This is a genomic window from Parabacteroides timonensis, from assembly GCF_900128505.1.
GTDB classification, from domain to species: Bacteria; Bacteroidota; Bacteroidia; order Bacteroidales; family Tannerellaceae; genus Parabacteroides; species Parabacteroides timonensis.
Genome location: NZ_LT669940.1, coordinates 1,382,212 through 1,400,475, shown reverse-complemented (window position 1 = coordinate 1,400,475; position 18,264 = coordinate 1,382,212). Strand labels below are relative to the sequence as shown.

The following is an 18,264-nucleotide window of genomic DNA, read 5'->3' as shown; positions in this document are numbered from 1 at the left end:
ACTGTTATATGAAAAAGCGATCTCTGTTAATCAGGGATCGCTTTTCTATTTATTATCAATGTGTAACTATCCATTTCACATAAGGAAACTATACAAGGCCAACCGTATATCCGAATAACGGAACACATAGCCGGCAGAAAGCAGGCGGGCAGGATAAGCCTGTTGCCCCCTGGTCAGCAACTCTTCTCCTTCCCCATACAGATAGTGGAACACTTTTCCGGGGATAGTCAGCCACGCCGGGCGATGTAATACGTCAGCGGTAACACGGGTAAAAGCCCGATTCGTCAACGGTTGGGGAGAAACCAGATTCACGACACCTGACAGATCCTCATGTTCAATAATAAACTGGATGGCATATAACACATCATCTATATGAATCCACGAAAATCCCTGTTTACCGGAAGCGATCTTTCCACCGACAAAGAAGCGGAACGGAAGCAGCATCTTCGGCAGAGCCCCACCGTCCTTCGACAAAACTACACCAAAACGGGCCACGACCAATCGTATATCCCGCGACAATTTCTGAGCCTCTTCTTCCCATCGAATACAGACATCAGCCAGAAAACCGGTACCTTCCGACGTACTTGTTTCCGAATAAATGCCTTTATCCGGATAAATACCTACTGCAGAAGCTGAAATAAATAACTTAGGCTTAACAGGCATCTCATTCAGGATCGATACCAATCGCCGTGTCGTATAAACACGACTATTCTTTATTTTACGCTTAGCCTTGCTGGTCCAACGTTGATTGATTGTCGTCCCGGCCAGATTGATTACAACATCACATCCGATTAGTGCTTCTTTCAATTTATCGTCAGTCTTGAGACGAAACATCGAATGTTTCAAAGGGACAACAACATCTCCCCTGTCAGAAAAGAAATCCGTCAGGTGCCGTCCTATAAAACCGGAATTACCACTAATTGCGATCTTCATCTCCTTTTTTTATCTATTTTGCTTTTCTAGTAGAACAACCGGAGAAAGTCGTTTGTTTTAATCGATTTGGGAGGATTGTATTAAAGGTTGTAATTCTTCTTCAAAAATTGCTTTACTGATGATACGGTAATGCGGAGAGTAATTGTCTTCGAATATCTTACTGTGATGACCGACATATTCACCGCGATCCAAACGGTCGTCGATCTCTTTTTTGTCTTCTTCATAGCCAGGAAGAGAAAGGTTCATGGAGTAAATAATAGCTTCTATCCGGTTCCATTCCTTTTGCCACTCGACCACAGTTACCGGACGGATACCATTCACGCTACGGATAAAAGCATCGAAATAGACGGGATAAGGGATCTGCCCCTTTTTTATGACGGATAGGTTCACCCGGTAAAAGTAACCTTCCCAACCGGTCGGTTCTGCGATATCACCTTCTGTTTCCGTATAAGAAGCCATCTCACGGCGCAAGTAATTAGCGGCTGCAGTCGTGTCGCTGACAATATGTCCCGGTCCGAACTTATCTTGGAAAAAGTTTTTATACAGGTCTTTTAATGTCGACTTGGGATACGTCTGCATCTGGCGTTCGACTGCCTGGCGAACCGCTTTTTCAAAGTCTGTCTTCTCTGCCGCAGAACCCCACAGACAGAGAAGACAGAAAAAGGATATAAGCAGATTTCGCTTCATGCCTATTTGATTACTTCTTTCAATTTATTATGTAACTCTTCGCCGGTGATATTCTTTGCTATAATCACACCGTCAGGATCGAGCAACACATTGGCCGGGATACCACGGACGCCATATAAAGCGGGTATTTCAGAGTCCCAGTACTTCAGGTCGGAAACATGTGTCCAGGTCAGGTTGTCGTCGGCGATTGCTTTCAACCATTTGTCTTTATTATTATCCAGGGAAATACCCAGAATAGTAAAGTTCTTATCTTTATAATCCTGAAATGCTTTCACTACATTCGGATTTTCGCGACGGCAGGGAGGACACCAGGAAGCCCAGAAGTCCAGTAAAACATATTTACCCCGGAAATCGGCCAGGGAAACAGCAACACCGGCAGTATCCGGCAGAGAGAACTCAGGAGCCGTTTTACCGATCTGTACATTTTCCAGTTGCTTGATGATACCGTCCAGGTCTATTACATAAGGACAGTCTGCCAATGCCGGAGATATCTTTGCACGGGTCGCTTTCAACTCGTCCAGGGGCAACTGATAGGTGAAGTAACGATACAGATAGAAAGCAGCTGCCGGAGAGTCCGGGTATTTGCTGATCAGGCTGTCGATATCGAAACCTTCTTCAAAAACTTTACTCTGGTTTTCCTGGAAGATGGCATTCACCGGAGAGTTCTGTACGATAATTGTCTCGCCATCATTCCCGATCGTTACATCCATATTGGTATTCTCTATAAAGAGTTGCACCGGATAATTCATATTCTCGGTTGCCAGGCCATACAGAAGCGGCTGGTCGACTTCACCTTTGAATGTAAACTTACCGTTCTTGATCTCAGCAGTATCCACATCGAAGAACATTTTATTACGGAATGATTTCAGGTAGATTTCACCATCCGGCATATTCTCCACGACTCCGTTTATCACATAGCCTTTAGGCGTTTCCTGGCAACTTGCCAAAAGGAAGATGGCCATAACCATCATTAATAATTGCTTCATTTGACGTTGTTTATTTTTTATTGTTGACATCGGGATGATGATACCTTCCTTTCTTCAAGGTGATCTTACCATACTCTATGGCACGTACCGGACAACGATGGATACAAGCGACACATTGTACGCAGGTATCAGACCAGACAGGTTTCCCGTCGGTCAGCGTGATCGTTCCGGTCGGACAAACTCGTTCGCACAGGCCACAGGCGATACAGTCATCCGTCACCCGAAAGGAATTCTTCCCTATGGCAAAGTTAGTAAAAAGAGGATATATCCAGTAACTCTTCAGCCCGGGCAGGCTTCCTTTCTTGTATAAATTAACGTTTTTACCTTCACGGATAGCGGCAATGATAGCGTTGACAGCCGAAGGTGCGTCTTTCAGTTTCTCTTGTTCCACCTCTTTATTGTCTACATCGAAGCCCGGCAAAAGGATATAGTTATTCGGCATAATGACTGAATAGCTATCGGTTAACATGACACCTATCTTCCCCAGTACTTTCCGCATTATATCAGCCGTGTAGCCACATTCGTCGCCACAGGTAGAGATGGAATAAACCGGCTGTTTATCGTATCCGGCCAGCTTCAGACCAGAGATAAAGCGAGTTACAGGAACGGCCGGTCCCCAGGAGTGCACCGGGTAAACAAACAGTACCTTTTCGTCTTCCCTGAGCGGGCAGACAAATTCCTTTTTACCTGTTTTTAACTCCTCTGCTATCGAAACAACAGGCTCTCCCAAAGCAATGCTTAACGCATTCGCTACCCAACGGGAGTTGCCGGTTCCTGAAAAGTAAAATATCATACGCGTATCTCTTATTTGGTCACAAAGATAAATATAATTCAGAATTATTACATCTCCACATCCCAAACCCCGGCACTCTTCTCCAACTCTACAAGCGCGGTACTATAATTAAACAGTGTTTCAATGTATTGGGCCTGTACATCATCATAGGTTCGCTGGGCATCCAGAACTTCCAACAGGGAAACTTCTCCCCGGTTATAGCTATACACCTTCCCGTCTATCACTTCACGGGCAGCATGGAGCATACCATTTTCGTAATGGCCGACCTGCTGCGTCAAAGATTGATAACTACGGTAAGCCTGCATCACTTCGGTTTGTACTTGCAACAAGGCCTGCTGATATTGTGTTTCCGCCTGTTGTTCCCGGAAACGGGCGGCACGGACAGCTCCTTTATTAAAGTTCGAAAACTTCAATGGGATAGCAATACCCGCCGTCACTCCGGTAAAGGGAGGAGCCGGAGCTTCTTCATTATATACCCGGGCATTCTTGCTCACCGCGATAGAGAGATCGACATCCGTATTCCGTTCCCGGCGTGTAGCTTTCAATGCACGGGAAGCTACTTCTTTATTCTTCAGGGCAGCCACCAGGTCGGTACGATTCTCCGAGGCAGTAGAAATCAGGTCGGCTAGTACAAAATCACGGGGTGACAGATGTAAAGAGGCATCAGGCACATATAAAGTATCATGGGCTACCGAGCCGGTCAACAGGTTCAGGTTGGAAAAGGCATTATGCAGATCGGTTTCCGCTTGTAACAGTTCATTTTTAAGGATACCGGCTTCCAAACGGCTTTGTATGGCATCTATCTCCATGATCTTCCCCAACGTAAAACGTACACTGTCGCTCTCTGCAAGCTGGCGGATATTCTCGTAAGCGTTCTGCTTTACCTTATATAACTCATATTGCTTTAAGGCCTCCAGATAAGAGACTGTTGCATCTGCCCGCAAATTACGGAAATAATCGGCAAGTAATGCTTTCGAAAGTTCACTTTCACTACGGGCCAGGGCGATATTGGCCCCACGCTTTCCGAAAGAGAACGTCTTACTCAACTCCACTTCTACCCCTTCTCCCATTTGCAGGCTGTTATTCTCGTTATTGAAATAAGAGACAGAGAGGTTTGGATCGTTAAACACCTTTGAAGCAACCACTTCCGCTTCTGACATATCCACATTCAGGCGTTCGGCCGCGTACTCCAGATTATCTTCCGTCACCTTCTGCATATAACTGCGGTAAGATAAAGGAATCATTTGTTGTGCCCCGGCAGAAAGGCATCCGCAAAGCAGGCACATCGTAATATATTGTCGCATATCTTTTATTCTTTTTCTCGTTATTGTCTAATTCTTTCCTCGTTATATACTAGATCATTAGTCCTTACTTTCTTTTAGTTTGATAGTTGCCAGCCCATAGACCGACAACTGTCGGCTTACAGATCGACAACTGTGGTTTTATAAACCGACAGCTGTCGAACTAATAAGAAGTAACGACCTTTCATCTAATCAGTCGGCTCTTTTGGGTTAACAGATGCCGTATCTTCATCTAAATAATGCTTCTCTACCAGATAATATAAAGCAGGAAGCACATAGAGGGTGATAACGGTTGCAAACAGCAGGCCATATACGATAACGGTTGCCAACGGACGTTGCACATCCGAACCGATACCGGTACTCAAAGAAGCAGGCAGCAAACCGAGCACAGCCACCGTCGCCGTCATCAGGATCGGCCGGAAACGGTGTTTTGCCCCTGTAATGATAGATTGCTTGAAACCACGGTCACGACTACGCAGGTTATTGATATGAGAGATCATAATCACACCGTTCTGGATAGCCACACCGATCAACGCAATAAAACCGACGGCAGAAGATACATTCAGCGTCATTCCCCGGACATTCAATGCCAGCATACCACCGAAAAGAGCCAATGGTACCACACACATCATCAAGGCGGCCTGGCGGAACTTTCCACAGGCGGCAAACAGCAAGAGCAACATAATACCCAAAGCAAGAGGAACGACAGCCGCCAGGCGGTTATAGGCACGGTGTTGATTCTCGAACTGTCCTGCCCATTGCAGGTGTACGGTGTCGTGATTATACTTCACCTCCTTATCGATCAGACGGTTCGCCTTATTCAGGAATTCGGTCAGGTCTACGCCACGAAGGTTGACATGGATCGTCAGGTGACGTTTATTCATCTCACGTGAGATCGTACTGGCACCAGTGGTCATCTTCACTTCAGCCACCTGAGAAAGAGGTATCTTCGCCCCTGCTCCGTTCGTCAACAACAGGTTGCTGATGCTTTCGGGCGAGTTACGGCTGGCATCGTCGAAGCGGCAGATCACATCGTAACTTTTACTGCCGACAAAGATCTGCGAGATAGCTTTTCCCCCAATGGCCAACTCGATCATATCGGCTACGTCGGAGAAGTTGAGGCCATACTGCGCAATACGGTCACGGTCGGCGATGATTTGTAACTGAGGCAACGGAGGTTCCTGGTCGATGGCCACGTCTGCGGCTCCCGGGATCGTTCGTAATACATTCACCACCTTGTCGGCGATATGACGGGTATCAGTGATATCATCGCCATAGACCTTGATAGCCAAGTCGCTGTGTGCACCGGCAATCTGGTCCATTACCATATCGATGATCGGCTGCGAGAAACTGACGGTATAGCCCGGCATGACCGAAAGCTTCTCCGACATTTCCTCGATCAGGTCTGCTTTTGTCTTACCGAACTTCCAGGTATCATACGGTTTCAAGCCGACCCCGCATTCGATATGGGAAAGAGAGAAAGCTTCGGCTCCCTCGTCATCGCGTCCTACCTGAGTCATTACATAAGATACTTCCTCAAACTGTTTCACCGTTTTACGCAGTTCGGCTCCCATCTCTTTCGACTTCTCGATAGAAATACCCGGAGGCAACTGAACCTGTATCCAGATCGCTCCTTCATCAAGGGGCGGCAGGAAATCTTTCCCTACTGTATAACTTAGCACACCGGCTGCCACCAAAATAACGAACAACGGCATCAATACCCGCTTAGGTTTATCCAATAGAGCAATGATTTGCTTATGATAAATCTCTCCCATCTTCTCCAGCCAACGGTTATGATAGATCTTCCGTGGCTTACGATAGGCATAAAAAGCCAGCCCCGGTATCAGGAACAAAGCGACAGCCAAAGCACCCAACAAGGCATAGCCCACGGTGTAAGCCATCGGAGTAAACAGTTTCTTTTCGATATGTTCGAAAGCAAACAGGGGAAGATAAGCAGTGATAATAATTAATGTAGAGAAGAAGATCGGGCGGGCGACTTCTGTGGTACGCCGCAAAATAGAGTCCTCCGTCAACTCCTCTTCCGGATGTCGCTCACGTTTCTTCAGAACGGTTTCCATCATCACGATCGCCCCGTCCACCAGGATACCGAAGTCGATAGCTCCCAGAGAGAGCAGGTTGGCCGGAATATCGGTCAGTTGCATCAGGATAAAAGCGATCAATAACGACAACGGAATGGTAAGCGCTACCAATAAAGCTCCGCGCCAATTCCCCAGGAACAGGATCAGTACCAGCACAACCAGCACCATTCCTTCGAACAAAGTATGGGATACCGTATGCAAAGTCGTATCTACCAGATTCGTTCGGTCCATAAAGACATGCAAATGGGTTCCTTTGGGTAAGGTCTCGTTATTCAGTTCGTCCACAGCCAGATGCACACCTTCCAGCACTTGGGATGGGTTCTCTCCGCGAAGCATCTGCACGATACCTTCCACACCATCGGAATAGTCACGCACGCCATCGAAGAAACCTAATACGCCCTTACGTTCCAGATTACCGTATTTCAAGGTTCCCAGATCGTCGAGATAGACAGGGACTCCATTTTCGGTCTTGATAACGATACGTCCCAGATCTTTCAGGTCTTTCACCAGGCCAATACCGCGGATCACATAACTCAGGTCGCCACGGCTCAACATACTGCCGCCGGCGTTTACGTTGTTCTTTTCAATCTTCTCGGTGATATCGCCCAGTGTCACATTATATTGTTCCATCTTATGCGGGTTCACCTCTATCTGGTACTGGGTAGTGATACCGCCGAAGTTACTGACATCAGCCACTCCCGTTACCTGTTTCAGGCGAGGAATGACAACCCATTTATGCAAATCGGTCAGTTCGCGTATATCCAGCTGGTCGCTTTCCAGTACATAACGGAAGATCTCACCTGTCGGCGAAGTCAACGGGTTAAGTCCCGGTACCGCATCATACGGAAGTTCCACATCTACCAAACGTTCCTGTACCCGCTGACGGGCCCAGTAATCATCGATACCGTCATCAAACACCAGTACGACTGTCGAAAGGCCGAAGGTGTTTTTACTTCTCATCACATTCAGTCCCGGCATACCGTTCATGGCCCTTTCGATAGGGATACTGATCTGTTGTTCAATCTCTTCGGCGGCCAGGCCAGGCACCTGTGTTACTACCTGTACGGTGGTATCGGCAATATCAGGATAAGCATCGATCGCCAGCTTTGTCCATGAATAATATCCTACTACGGCCAGGAACAGGAATAGCACGAACATCAGTCCACGCCGATGTATCGCAGTATAAATTATCTTTTTCATACTGGTTACCGGGCATCAAGTAAATAAAAAGCTCCGGTCGTCACGATCGTATCACCGGGAACAAGGCCGGAAAGGATCACCGTTTTCCCTCCTTCGCTGACAGAAGTCGATACCTTTTGCTTACGGTAACTGTTGTTCCCGAGCGAAACCAGTACATAAGCACTCTCTTCTTCCTGAAGGATGGCTGAATCCGGGATACGGATCATTTCAGCGCTACGATCGCACAATCGGACTGTTCCGTACATAGCTGGTTTCATCAGGTGGGAACTGTTGTCGCATTCGATCAGTACTTCCACCGAACGGGTTTCCTCATCCAGCATTTCGCTGATATGATAAATCTTTCCCGGAAGCGGTTGGTCAGGCATAGCGACCAGACGGATCTCCACGCTATCCAACGATTGTATCATTCCCATATCCTTTTCCTTGACATGGGCGGCTACCCATACTTTATTCAGATTAGCTATGACAGCTACCGGTTCAGCATCTTCCTTAATATACTGGCCGATCACAATACGGTCGGTCACCACCTCTCCGGCTATCGGTGAGCGGACAACAAGCGGTTGCCCCAGTACCAAATCTTCGGGTTCTATCTGGAAGACCTTCAGAGCAGCGACAGTATTTTCGTAGTCTTTCTTCTTCAGTTCGTAGTTCACTTCGGCTTCTTCCAGTTCTTTCTGCACACCGACTTTATTTTGTAATAAGTCTTTTTCACGTTTCAGGCTTTTCAAAGCCAGTTCCATCTCCTGTTTGGCCTGGTAATAAGCTTTGCCCGTTTCAAAGAAAGAAGGTGAACTGATCTCGAAGACCGGGCTGCCCGGCATCACCTTCTGCCCCAATCTCACAAACGACTTGGAGATACGGCCGGCAAACGGCGAAGCGATCTCAGCATAATCGGAAGGTATGGCCCTTACTACTCCCGAAGTGGTAAATTCCAGGCGATAGGCTTCTTTTTTCACCACATCGGTTTCCAACCGGGATAAGATCGGTGATTTATCCCCTATTTGTATCGTGTCGCCCCGCAAAGTTACGGCAATAGCAACCTCATCGTCCTGCTTGTTTGAGTTGCAGGAACACAATACCATTGCCGGAAGCAATAGCATAAGTAATTGTTTCATATTGTTGTTATGTTGTATTAAATAATTCTGTTTTCGTCGCGAATAGATTATTTAATACAATGGCGGGGCACGCAGACTGACATTACGTACAAGACGTACAGGGGTTGTATACTGATGTTTCTGAATAAACACAGAGAGAAGTACCCAAGCCGTCACCAAGGCAAGACACAAGGTCGCCGCCTCCATCAGGAGATCATCCAGTTCCTGAATGGTATTGAATGCAGCAGAGCTATGCGTATGATGCGGTAATCCGTCCGCTCCCGGTAGGAACGGGTGAGAGTGAGTAATCGAATAGGTCGGGAAATAATGGGTATGAGTAAACGCAGTGCCCCCCACGTAGTAACTCATAAAGAGTACTACCAGCAGATATTTTGCTATGGCATTACAGATAGATTTCACACGCTCCCGATTTTGTTGCAAAGGTATTTATTTATTTTGGTTATACTTTTACATTTATGTAACGATTCAATGATTATTTTTCTCTTTTCATTTGGTAAGAGCTTTTTTTATCCATTAATTTGTAAGACTTAAACAAACACTAAAATGAAAAGGACTATACTTCTTTTTGCAACTATGGCTTGTATGGTTGCATCTTCCTTGCCGGCACAGGATGCCGCAGTAAACAAAATCATCGAAACAGGACGTACCGATAACCTGGTAATGAACCATTTGGATATCCTGACCAACCGTTTCGGTGGGCGCCCTATCGGCTCCGATGCCTACGACAATGCCACCGAATGGGTAGCATCCAAGTTTAAAGAATGGGGCCTGGAAGTAGAATTGCAGGAAGCCGGAACACTGCCCGTCGGTTTCAACCGGGGTCCATGGTTCGGTAAACTTCTTGGAGAGCAAGGGATGGAACTTCATTTCGTTACACCTTCCTATACTTCCGGTACAAAAGGATTACAACGCGGCCATGTTCTTCTGGAACCCCGCACGCAAGAAGAGTTCGACCGCATGAAAGGCCAGTTGAAAGGAGCTTGGGTGTTGGTCAACGGAAATAATGTCGGATGGCCGATCGCCCATTCTTCTTCTGCCGATTCCAGTCGTGCCGTTATCATTGCTGAAAATAATGAGATAGCCAAAAAGAACCGGGAAATAATGATCGGTAACTGGGAGAACAGGACGAACAACCCGCTACTACCCCTCAAAGAAGATGTTCCGGCACTGTTTTATAAAGAGATGTGTGAGGCCGGGGTATTAGGTTTCATCCAGTCGGCCGCTGTGCCTCTACGTGCCCTTTATGATAAAGATGTCGTATTCGATAAAGAAATGACCATTGATAAATTACCGACCGTACCCGATATCAAATTGGACGAGCATCAGTATGCCATTATTAAACAGATGGTGAAGGAGCGTCGTTCTTTTATGCTGGAGTTCGACATCCGTAATCATTTCCGCCTTGGCCCTGTAAAATATTATAATGTAATAGGCTCGATAAAAGGAAGCCAATATCCCAACGAATACGTCATGCTTAGCGGCCACCTCGACTCGTTCGACGTAGGCACGGGAGGCGTTGATGACGGCTCAGGTGTTACTCCTGTCATGGAGGCAGCCCGCCTGATCGCTACTTCCGGTGCCAAACCGAAACGCACGATGTTATTCTGTGCCTTTGCCGGTGAGGAATTCGGCTTGCTCGGTGCAACGGCTTGGGTAAAAGGTAACCCGAAGAAACTGGATAAGATATCCAATCTCTTCAACCGCGACGGCGGTCCTACTCCTCCGGTGGGTATCAGCGTACCGAAAGCGATGTATAACGATTTCGTAAAAATATGCGCTCCTATTCAGAAGATCAATCCGGAATATCCATTTGAAGTGAAAGAATCCGAACCCCGCAGACAGCCCAAAACACCAGGTGGTACAGATGCTTCCGTTTTTGCGATAGAAGGAGTACCGACTATCGGATTTATGGAAAAGGATTTCAAAGGATACAACTTCAGCTATGACGAAATATGGCATACCGAACGTGACCTTTATACTAAAAGTATCCCGGAATACCAAGAACACGCGGCTACTGTTATGGCTATCGTCGGCCTGGGAGTTGCCAACCTGGATCATCAGCTGTCACGCGAAGGCCTTTACCTGAAAGAAGAATAAAAACTGTCCGCGCAGGTAGCCGGTATTACCTGCGCAAGGAATTTACAGGCATTGCACAGCCGGCAGAAAATACCTGCGCAGGCCATAGAAACAAGTAAGGCAGACGCCCCTGGGCATCTGCCTTATCTCTTTTACGATTATAAACCTTTTTCGATACATGTATCCGGTTATAACTTACCGGACGTCCATGATTCTCTATTTCCGCTTCCCGGCTCCCTTTACGGTTCGCCTTGATGTACTCGTCCAACGGAGAGACTTTCTTTTTTTTCTTCATAGCTGTACTATTTAATTACAGCCACAAAGGTACAATTATTTTTCCGGATATTGTCTTTTCGGATTTTTCGGAAACCAACCTTTCAATACACGCTCTTCCTGTTCGAATACTTCTTTGATCGTCCAGAACGAAGAGAAAGCGAAAACTCCACAGATAGCAGAGACAAAAACACTCTCGATCAGTAAGGAAGCAACCGTTCCGACAATCCCCAAAACGAGGAAGATCCACCAACACTTGGTTCCCCAATAATATTCTGCCTTCACAACTACCGGGTGGAACAACCCGATTATCAGAAAAGTAGCGATCCCGATCAATAGACCGTCGAAATTTATCATATCCATACAATTGTATTATTTAATATAAAACAGTTTGATCTGTCCCAACAAAGATACAAAAATCAACCGTGATTCCTCATAAAATATATCTATCCGGACATAAAACATACAGATACAAAAAGATCTGCTAACAGATTACCGCATCACAAAAGAACTAAATATCAAGAAAAAGGCTGGATCAGCCGGAACCAAAGTCCTTTTGATACAGCCTTTCGTATTAGTCAGCTTCCTTTCGGAAGGAGTGATAAACCGTTACTGAACGATAACCTTTTGTGTTTGTACTCCGTTAGCGTTACTTAATCTGACAATATAAACACCTGCCGAAACAGCCATCTGTTTCTTTTCAGACAGTTTACCTTGCCAGATCACACGGCCGGTCATATCGGAAACAAGTACCTGTACAGTCATCGCTGGTTCCAGAACGATAGAACCATCTTTTGCATAGACGCGGGTTCCGCTCAGGATATCTTCGATTCCTGTCGGAACAGATACGGTAATTTTGCAGGTAGCAGTAAAGCCACCGTCATTAGTTGTTGCCGTAATCGTAGCAGTTCCGACTTTCAGTGCTTTTAGATTTCCTTTTGTATCTACGGAAACAATATCCGGGGCACTGCTGCTCCAGCTAATTCCCTTGTCTGTTGCATCAGCAGGAGCAACAGTTGCTTTCAGGGCTAATGTTTCATTTATGCCCAATGTTTGGCTAGTCGGCTCCAAGGTAATTCCTGTTACATCTACTGTGGGAGTACCTGGCTCAGGATCAGTGCCGGTACCCGGATTATTCCAGGTAAAGGAAACTGCAACTTCCACATTACCACTTTCAGGTACTATATATTCTGTCCCGCTCTTGTAATCACTTCCGCCAATGGTTGCCGATGCCTTATAATTAGCTGCTGTCGCTGTATAAGTAACAATCAGTTTATCATCTTTAGTAACACTGGCACCAGCCACAACCTCTCTATCGTTCAACGTCATAGTAACAGTACCCTTTTCCGGATTTGTTATAGTGACATTCAAGGTACGTAAGGTTACACCGGTAGCTTCGTTGACTGTTACATTCGCTGTCAACTCTCCGCTTTCCTTATAATTGATATTGGCTGGAACGAATTTAGCTTTCTGGTTACCTGTTGCTGTCATCAGAACAGTCGAGTCGATCCATACGAACGAACCGTCTACATCAGCCGTTCCGGAAAGAACGGACTGTGCTAAAGATTGTCCTTTCAAGACTGAAGTTGCAGCAGTAACACTGGCTGTAACCTGTTTTTGAGCAATCGTGAAGGAACCGACCTTTTGATCGATCACTGCACTATAAATTGCATCTGCCGGACGGCTTACATAAATATCGTATGTGCCGGCATTAATCGGAGTAGAAGTGGCAACACCGCCTTGTTTGAAGGTTATTGACCAGTTATCTGTTACCGCATCATTACCACTTTTTATAACAGGTGTTCCTGTTCCGTAAATTGTCCCATCATAAACAACGTTTTCTAAACCAGACAATCCGGGGAATTTAGGAGAAGACTTATCTGCAAAAGTAGCAGTAACAACAGTATTCGCAGCCAAAGTCAGCGTTGCCTCCGTATCTGTTTCGTCGCTAAGCGTACCATTGGTAACAGCCCATTTTACTTTAGCAGCATGTGTAGCATCCGGGGTAGCTACCAAACGGATCTTCTGTTCTGCATACAAAGTACTACCGGAAGAAAGCAAGGCGCTACCATTCAGGGCTGTTAATGAACCGCCATTTACTGAGAATGTTACATTCGGAGTTGTACTGCGGGTTTTCAAACCTCCCCAGTCAAGAGTTACTTCTGCCGGAGTCGTACCTTTACCAGTTAGAATAGAGAATGTTGCCTTTTTGTAGTTTTCGCTTGTCGGGGTAAAGATAGCATCGTGGATAGGTTCGTCACTTCCTACACTGCCATCCCAAGCATAATTACCTAAATCCGAATTTGGATTACTGCCTAAATTACCTTCACTAGCCGTCGGTATAGCAACCCCTTTCATCTCGGCAGCCAGAATAACAAGTCCATCATTGATTTCTTGTGACACTGCTGCATATACATCATCAGCCTTACGGGTTATGGTAACCTTATAAGCCTTCTTATCATGTTCGGCTGCATCTTTAGGAGTAGCATCGTATGCCACAGTAAATCCACCGATACCTGCCGGAATTGTCTTTACGACAAATTCTTTCGTATTTCCATCGTAAACAAACGTCTGCGGTGTCTTATCGATAACGATCGTTGCCAATTGACGCATAACGGCATTAACTTTTGTATCTGCTGTTACAGTAAAGGTTCCACCATTAGCAATCTCCTTGCCGTTCACGACTAAAGAAAGCAGCTTGTAACCATCGGCAGGCGTAACGTTGGCTGTAAGTTTTGTACCATATTCTACCTGGTCCAAACTCACCCCTCCAGACTTTTCAACTGCGAGCGCAAGATCGATTGTCGCATGATCCCCAGCCTTTGTCACGGCAAATGTTTGTTTTTCGAAAGCAGCCGTGATAGAAGCAGTAGCAGATACTGCTATTTTACCACCGCTCAATGGAGTACCATTATTCTTTAAACCTTCGTTTGTCAGCTTATATCCCAGATCAGGAACAGCCAACACACTGACTTCCGTACCGGAAACAACCGATGAACCAGCATCGATCGCATTACCGGCCTTATCATACAATAGTATCTTACCATTCTGAACAGCAGAAACCGATACTACAAACTGCTCTTTAGGCTTTTCCGTGAATGAAACATTGATTGTAAAAGGTTTGTCTACCACGACAACGCCATTGCTTATCACCTTGCTGTCAGAACAAGTCAGCGAACCGACATAATTGTCAGATGGTATCGCCTGTACGGTCAGTTCGGAGCCTTGTTGTACGGAAATATTCGAGTTTCCGGTATAAGTTGTTCCATTCACCGAAACACTTCCGTTTTCACCAACTTTAATTGCAACCGTATGCATAATTGCGTCAAAGGTAGTTGTAAGCACCTTATCTTCAGCAACCTCCAGTGTAGCATTGGCTTTCGTTTGATAATTCGCATCCGGATGATACAGAAGAGTCAGCGTACTACCTTTCAGATACCGATTGGCAGCATTCGCCTCTTTTATTTCCACACTACCGTTCTCACATTTACCGGTAGTAACTGTATAATACTGCTTAATTGCATTCTTACCAGAGAAAGTATATGTAGTCTTTGCTACACTATAAGTAGATAAGTCATTAGGAGTAAAGACCACCGGATAAGTATGCTCACCTTCGGCTGCAACAGTCTTCGGATCCTCCCAGGCAAATGTTCCGGCTATTTCAACAGTTTTATCACCGGTTGTTACAGTTATCGCTTTACCTCCGGCTAGGACGGAAGCGGACAGAGTCTGTCCGGCTTCGATGGTAGAAGCAGTCAGCGTAGTATTATCGATTGTCGGAGCTACCGTCTTTCGTACAACTTCATAATCCCCCTCCTCAGCTTTTGTGATAACCAATACCGGAAGGTCGTTTCCTGCCAGGTTTTCATTAGTCACCAACCAGGCATCGCTACATCTGATCGCAATAGCTTTATCGGTAAGGGCCGGTTTAGTTGTCTTATTAAGAGCTGTCAATACATCGCTATTGGTTACAGCCGGAGCCTCGATCGTTCCTTTATTCATCGAAAGCCATGCATCGGCAACACCATCGGCACTTTGGGTACGGCTATATACATATTTACTGTTCGTCATATGGATATAATCGGCAAAACAGTCGGTATAAGTGTTTGCGTTAGCAATAGCCGTTTCGTTAAAGTTGCTAACAACAGGTAGAACAACTTGACCATTTTCTTTTTTATCTAATGTATACCCGTCAGCCATGATAATAGCTGTAGCGGTCCATTTCTTATCGGCTGTTTCCCCTTTAAACATCGTAAAAGTATTGCCGGTAACAGTATATGTTAAATTTGCATTAGTAGGAAACAGGACGATACCGTTTACTATCCATTCGTTACCATGTCCGGCTTGAACGCTACCTTTGAAGTCGCAGTTTGTGATAGTTGCCTTTTGGGCGATTATACTAACTGCATTCTTTTGCCAGTATTTGGTACCGGTACTTTCGGTTTCAATATTTAAGTTATTCAGTATTACGCCATCTGTTTCAATTGTAATGTTACCTTCGAGAGTAGCCTTTTGACTGGCATTGACAGAAGTCAACTTAATCGCTTTTGTTATCTGCAAAGGTGATTCTAATTTGTATGTAACCGGCAATAAATTGATTGTCGCATTGGGGGTGGCTTTTTCTATCTGTTCTTTCAGCGATTTGGCATCGGTTGCCATAGGCGATCCTTCGTCATCGACTGTCACCCACTTGCTATCGACGTATCCTTCCTGATATTGACGATATACATTCCCTTTAGATACGGTATATATTTCACCTTTGATTGTCAATTTGTCCATCTCTTGATTTGGAGTTGTTCTGAAAGTTACAACAAGTTTTTCTCCTTCTTTCATCGCAATCCGACAATCATTACCGATAGTGACCGTATTAGTAGTCGGTATGGAGTAGTCTTTTACCTGAGAGAAATGTACATCTTCCTCATACTCTCTACCAAAATCAGCATGGCTCCATCCTAAAGAAACTACTGCTCCTCCTGCTTCATTCGCTCCATTTGTACAATTGAGTTCCGAATTGGTGACGGTTACTACGTTATTATAGGAACGGATATCCAATATTGCTGAATATTGAGGGGTAATTTGATTGTCACCAACCGCTGTTAGCGTACTGTTTGTAATTGTAGCACTAATACCATTGTATTTTTCCTGCAAAACTATTACTCCATAGTTTTCATTAGAAAGTATCTTACTTATCAATGTAGCATTATTAACAACTATTTCTGTTCCAGTAGAGGCAATGTCCCCTTTTGGGCTACTTAACCCTCCGTTAGCTGTTGTCATAATGGCCGCCCATCCCTGTATAGTACCACCCTCAATACTTATCTTTTGTTTTTCATTACAAAGACTGATTGCATAGTAAGTTACATCTATATTTGTACTCTTTGTATAGACTTGCGCACCAACGCTTAATATATTAAATCCTCTTTGAGCCTTGTCTATCACACAATTTGTTGCAGTAACAACCGGAGTTTCTGTACCAGATGCAGTACCCACCGTTATTGCTTTATTGTTGATATTATTAGGGGTTAGATGCAATTCCGACAGATTTACTTTTGCTCCATTGGTTGCTGTTATATTCATAATACCGATAATTGTTGTTCCATTTTCCCCGCTTCCTGCTCCAACAATGTCGATCGCTCTGTCGATAGTCAGGTCTGCGGTATAGTTTCCCTTTGCCAGGGTGATGGAAGAAACGCTCTCGTCTGCAACTGCTTTCTTCAATTCCTCGCTTGTCGATACCATACTTTTTCCGGCAACAAACTTAACCGATGGTACTTTCCATGTAGTTGTGTAACTATCTCCAAAGCTGAATGAATTGAAGATAATTCCTTTTACATAAGACATTTTGCAGCCCGGTGCATCATAGCTGTTGACTTCTACATTATTAATATATTGTATGATCTTTCCGTTCTGATAGCTTATTTTTATCGTATAAGTACCGGCAATAACAGGTATGTTTTTATCGGCAGGGATATCTTTCCACTCCCCGTCACCTGTCGATACCCAGTACTGCCATCCTTTTGTATGGGTATTGTTGTCGATATTAAATTGCAGGATCGACCAATCAGCGTTCACCCCCTTTTCATTGAAGACATTTAGCCATAAAGATGTTCTTACACCATTTCGTGTTAATAACTCGTCGGTTAACTTCAACTGTGTTTCGACAACCCAATTGTCGGTCATGGTCATATTGGTTTGTGTTGTCTTTCCATGCCATGAAAACCAGTTGTCATGGGGTTCAGTTTTCGTAGAGAATGTGATCCAGTCGCCTGAGATATTCCAGCTTAGAGGTTCTGTCCGGTCATTTTCCCAACTTCCTAATGTACAGGATTGATAGATAGGAGATGTTTGCGCCCATCCGCTATTTGTCGTTACACTTAGAATAACGGCAAATACTGTTAGTAATATTTTATTCATTTGCTTGTATCTTAATAATAAATATAAATTTTCTATACTCGTTTGAGTTGTAATCAATAAGGTTACATAAAACAGGGTTCTTCTCTTTCGTTTCTTCTTATTTCATAGGCAATACAACTTGAGCTCCATCAATTCCCGGAGTGGATGGTTATAAAAATAAAAGAAGGCGCAGGAACTGTTGAATATATCTTATAGTGAGGCCTTCGACTGCCCTAATTGCTGATATAAACAACAGCCCACGCCCTTTTATCTTGTCTATACGCATGACTGGCATGAGTGTACATAACAAGGAAAGGTACGTGAGCGTTCAATTGTCTATTATCCAGCAATTATGAAAGTGTCGAAGTTTCACTATAAGGATAATATCTTTAAACGCTTCTCGTAATC

The 18,264-nt window shown here is 44.9% G+C and carries 12 protein-coding genes; 1 reads left to right on the top strand and 11 read right to left on the bottom strand.

The annotated features are described in order from the left end of the window. Positions 1–75 precede the first annotated feature (75 nt). The 8 genes from BQ7394_RS06120 to BQ7394_RS06085 all read right to left on the bottom strand — a co-directional run bounded on the left by BQ7394_RS06120 (position 76) and on the right by BQ7394_RS06085 (position 9,513). Positions 76–933: a TIGR01777 family oxidoreductase gene (locus tag BQ7394_RS06120; protein ID WP_075556556.1), complete on the bottom strand. Its 858-nt coding sequence runs from the start codon at positions 931–933 to the stop codon at positions 76–78. A 57-nt stretch (positions 934–990) separates the two neighbouring features. After that, a complete protein-coding gene (locus BQ7394_RS06115) occupies positions 991–1,620 on the bottom strand; it encodes a hypothetical protein (protein WP_075556555.1) in 630 nt (209 codons plus the stop codon). A 2-nt stretch (positions 1,621–1,622) separates the two neighbouring features. Further along, positions 1,623–2,606 (bottom strand): TlpA disulfide reductase family protein, encoded by a 984-nt coding sequence (locus BQ7394_RS06110; protein ID WP_075556554.1) that lies wholly within the window; start codon positions 2,604–2,606, stop codon positions 1,623–1,625. A gap of 10 nt (positions 2,607–2,616) precedes the next feature. Then, positions 2,617–3,399 (bottom strand): EFR1 family ferrodoxin, encoded by a 783-nt coding sequence (locus BQ7394_RS06105; protein WP_075556553.1) that lies wholly within the window; start codon positions 3,397–3,399, stop codon positions 2,617–2,619. 47 nt (positions 3,400–3,446) lie between these two features. Beyond that, positions 3,447–4,703, bottom strand: a complete 1,257-nt coding sequence (locus BQ7394_RS06100) for a TolC family protein (protein WP_075556552.1) — start codon at positions 4,701–4,703, stop codon at positions 3,447–3,449. Between the two features lie 185 nt (positions 4,704–4,888). After that, positions 4,889–7,999, bottom strand: coding sequence for an efflux RND transporter permease subunit (locus tag BQ7394_RS06095; protein WP_075556551.1), 3,111 nt, complete (start codon positions 7,997–7,999; stop codon positions 4,889–4,891). Between the two features lie 5 nt (positions 8,000–8,004). Then, positions 8,005–9,114, bottom strand: a complete 1,110-nt coding sequence (locus BQ7394_RS06090) for an efflux RND transporter periplasmic adaptor subunit (protein WP_075556550.1) — start codon at positions 9,112–9,114, stop codon at positions 8,005–8,007. A 51-nt stretch (positions 9,115–9,165) separates the two neighbouring features. After that, positions 9,166–9,513, bottom strand: a complete 348-nt coding sequence (locus BQ7394_RS06085) for a hypothetical protein (RefSeq protein WP_235848678.1) — start codon at positions 9,511–9,513, stop codon at positions 9,166–9,168. A gap of 144 nt (positions 9,514–9,657) precedes the next feature. Between BQ7394_RS06085 and BQ7394_RS06080 the strand changes: the two genes are divergently transcribed. After that, positions 9,658–11,211: a M28 family metallopeptidase gene (locus BQ7394_RS06080; protein ID WP_075556549.1), complete on the top strand. Its 1,554-nt coding sequence runs from the start codon at positions 9,658–9,660 to the stop codon at positions 11,209–11,211. 25 nt (positions 11,212–11,236) lie between these two features. On the opposite strand, the gene BQ7394_RS06075 is transcribed toward BQ7394_RS06080, so the two are convergent. The 3 genes from BQ7394_RS06075 to BQ7394_RS06065 all read right to left on the bottom strand — a co-directional run bounded on the left by BQ7394_RS06075 (position 11,237) and on the right by BQ7394_RS06065 (position 17,877). Continuing rightward, positions 11,237–11,485 (bottom strand): hypothetical protein, encoded by a 249-nt coding sequence (locus BQ7394_RS06075; protein ID WP_075556548.1) that lies wholly within the window; start codon positions 11,483–11,485, stop codon positions 11,237–11,239. Between the two features lie 35 nt (positions 11,486–11,520). Then, positions 11,521–11,826, bottom strand: coding sequence for a DUF4491 family protein (locus BQ7394_RS06070; protein ID WP_075556547.1), 306 nt, complete (start codon positions 11,824–11,826; stop codon positions 11,521–11,523). Between the two features lie 246 nt (positions 11,827–12,072). Further along, positions 12,073–17,877, bottom strand: coding sequence for an Ig-like domain-containing protein (locus BQ7394_RS06065; protein WP_075556546.1), 5,805 nt, complete (start codon positions 17,875–17,877; stop codon positions 12,073–12,075). Positions 17,878–18,264: the final 387 nt, after the last annotated feature.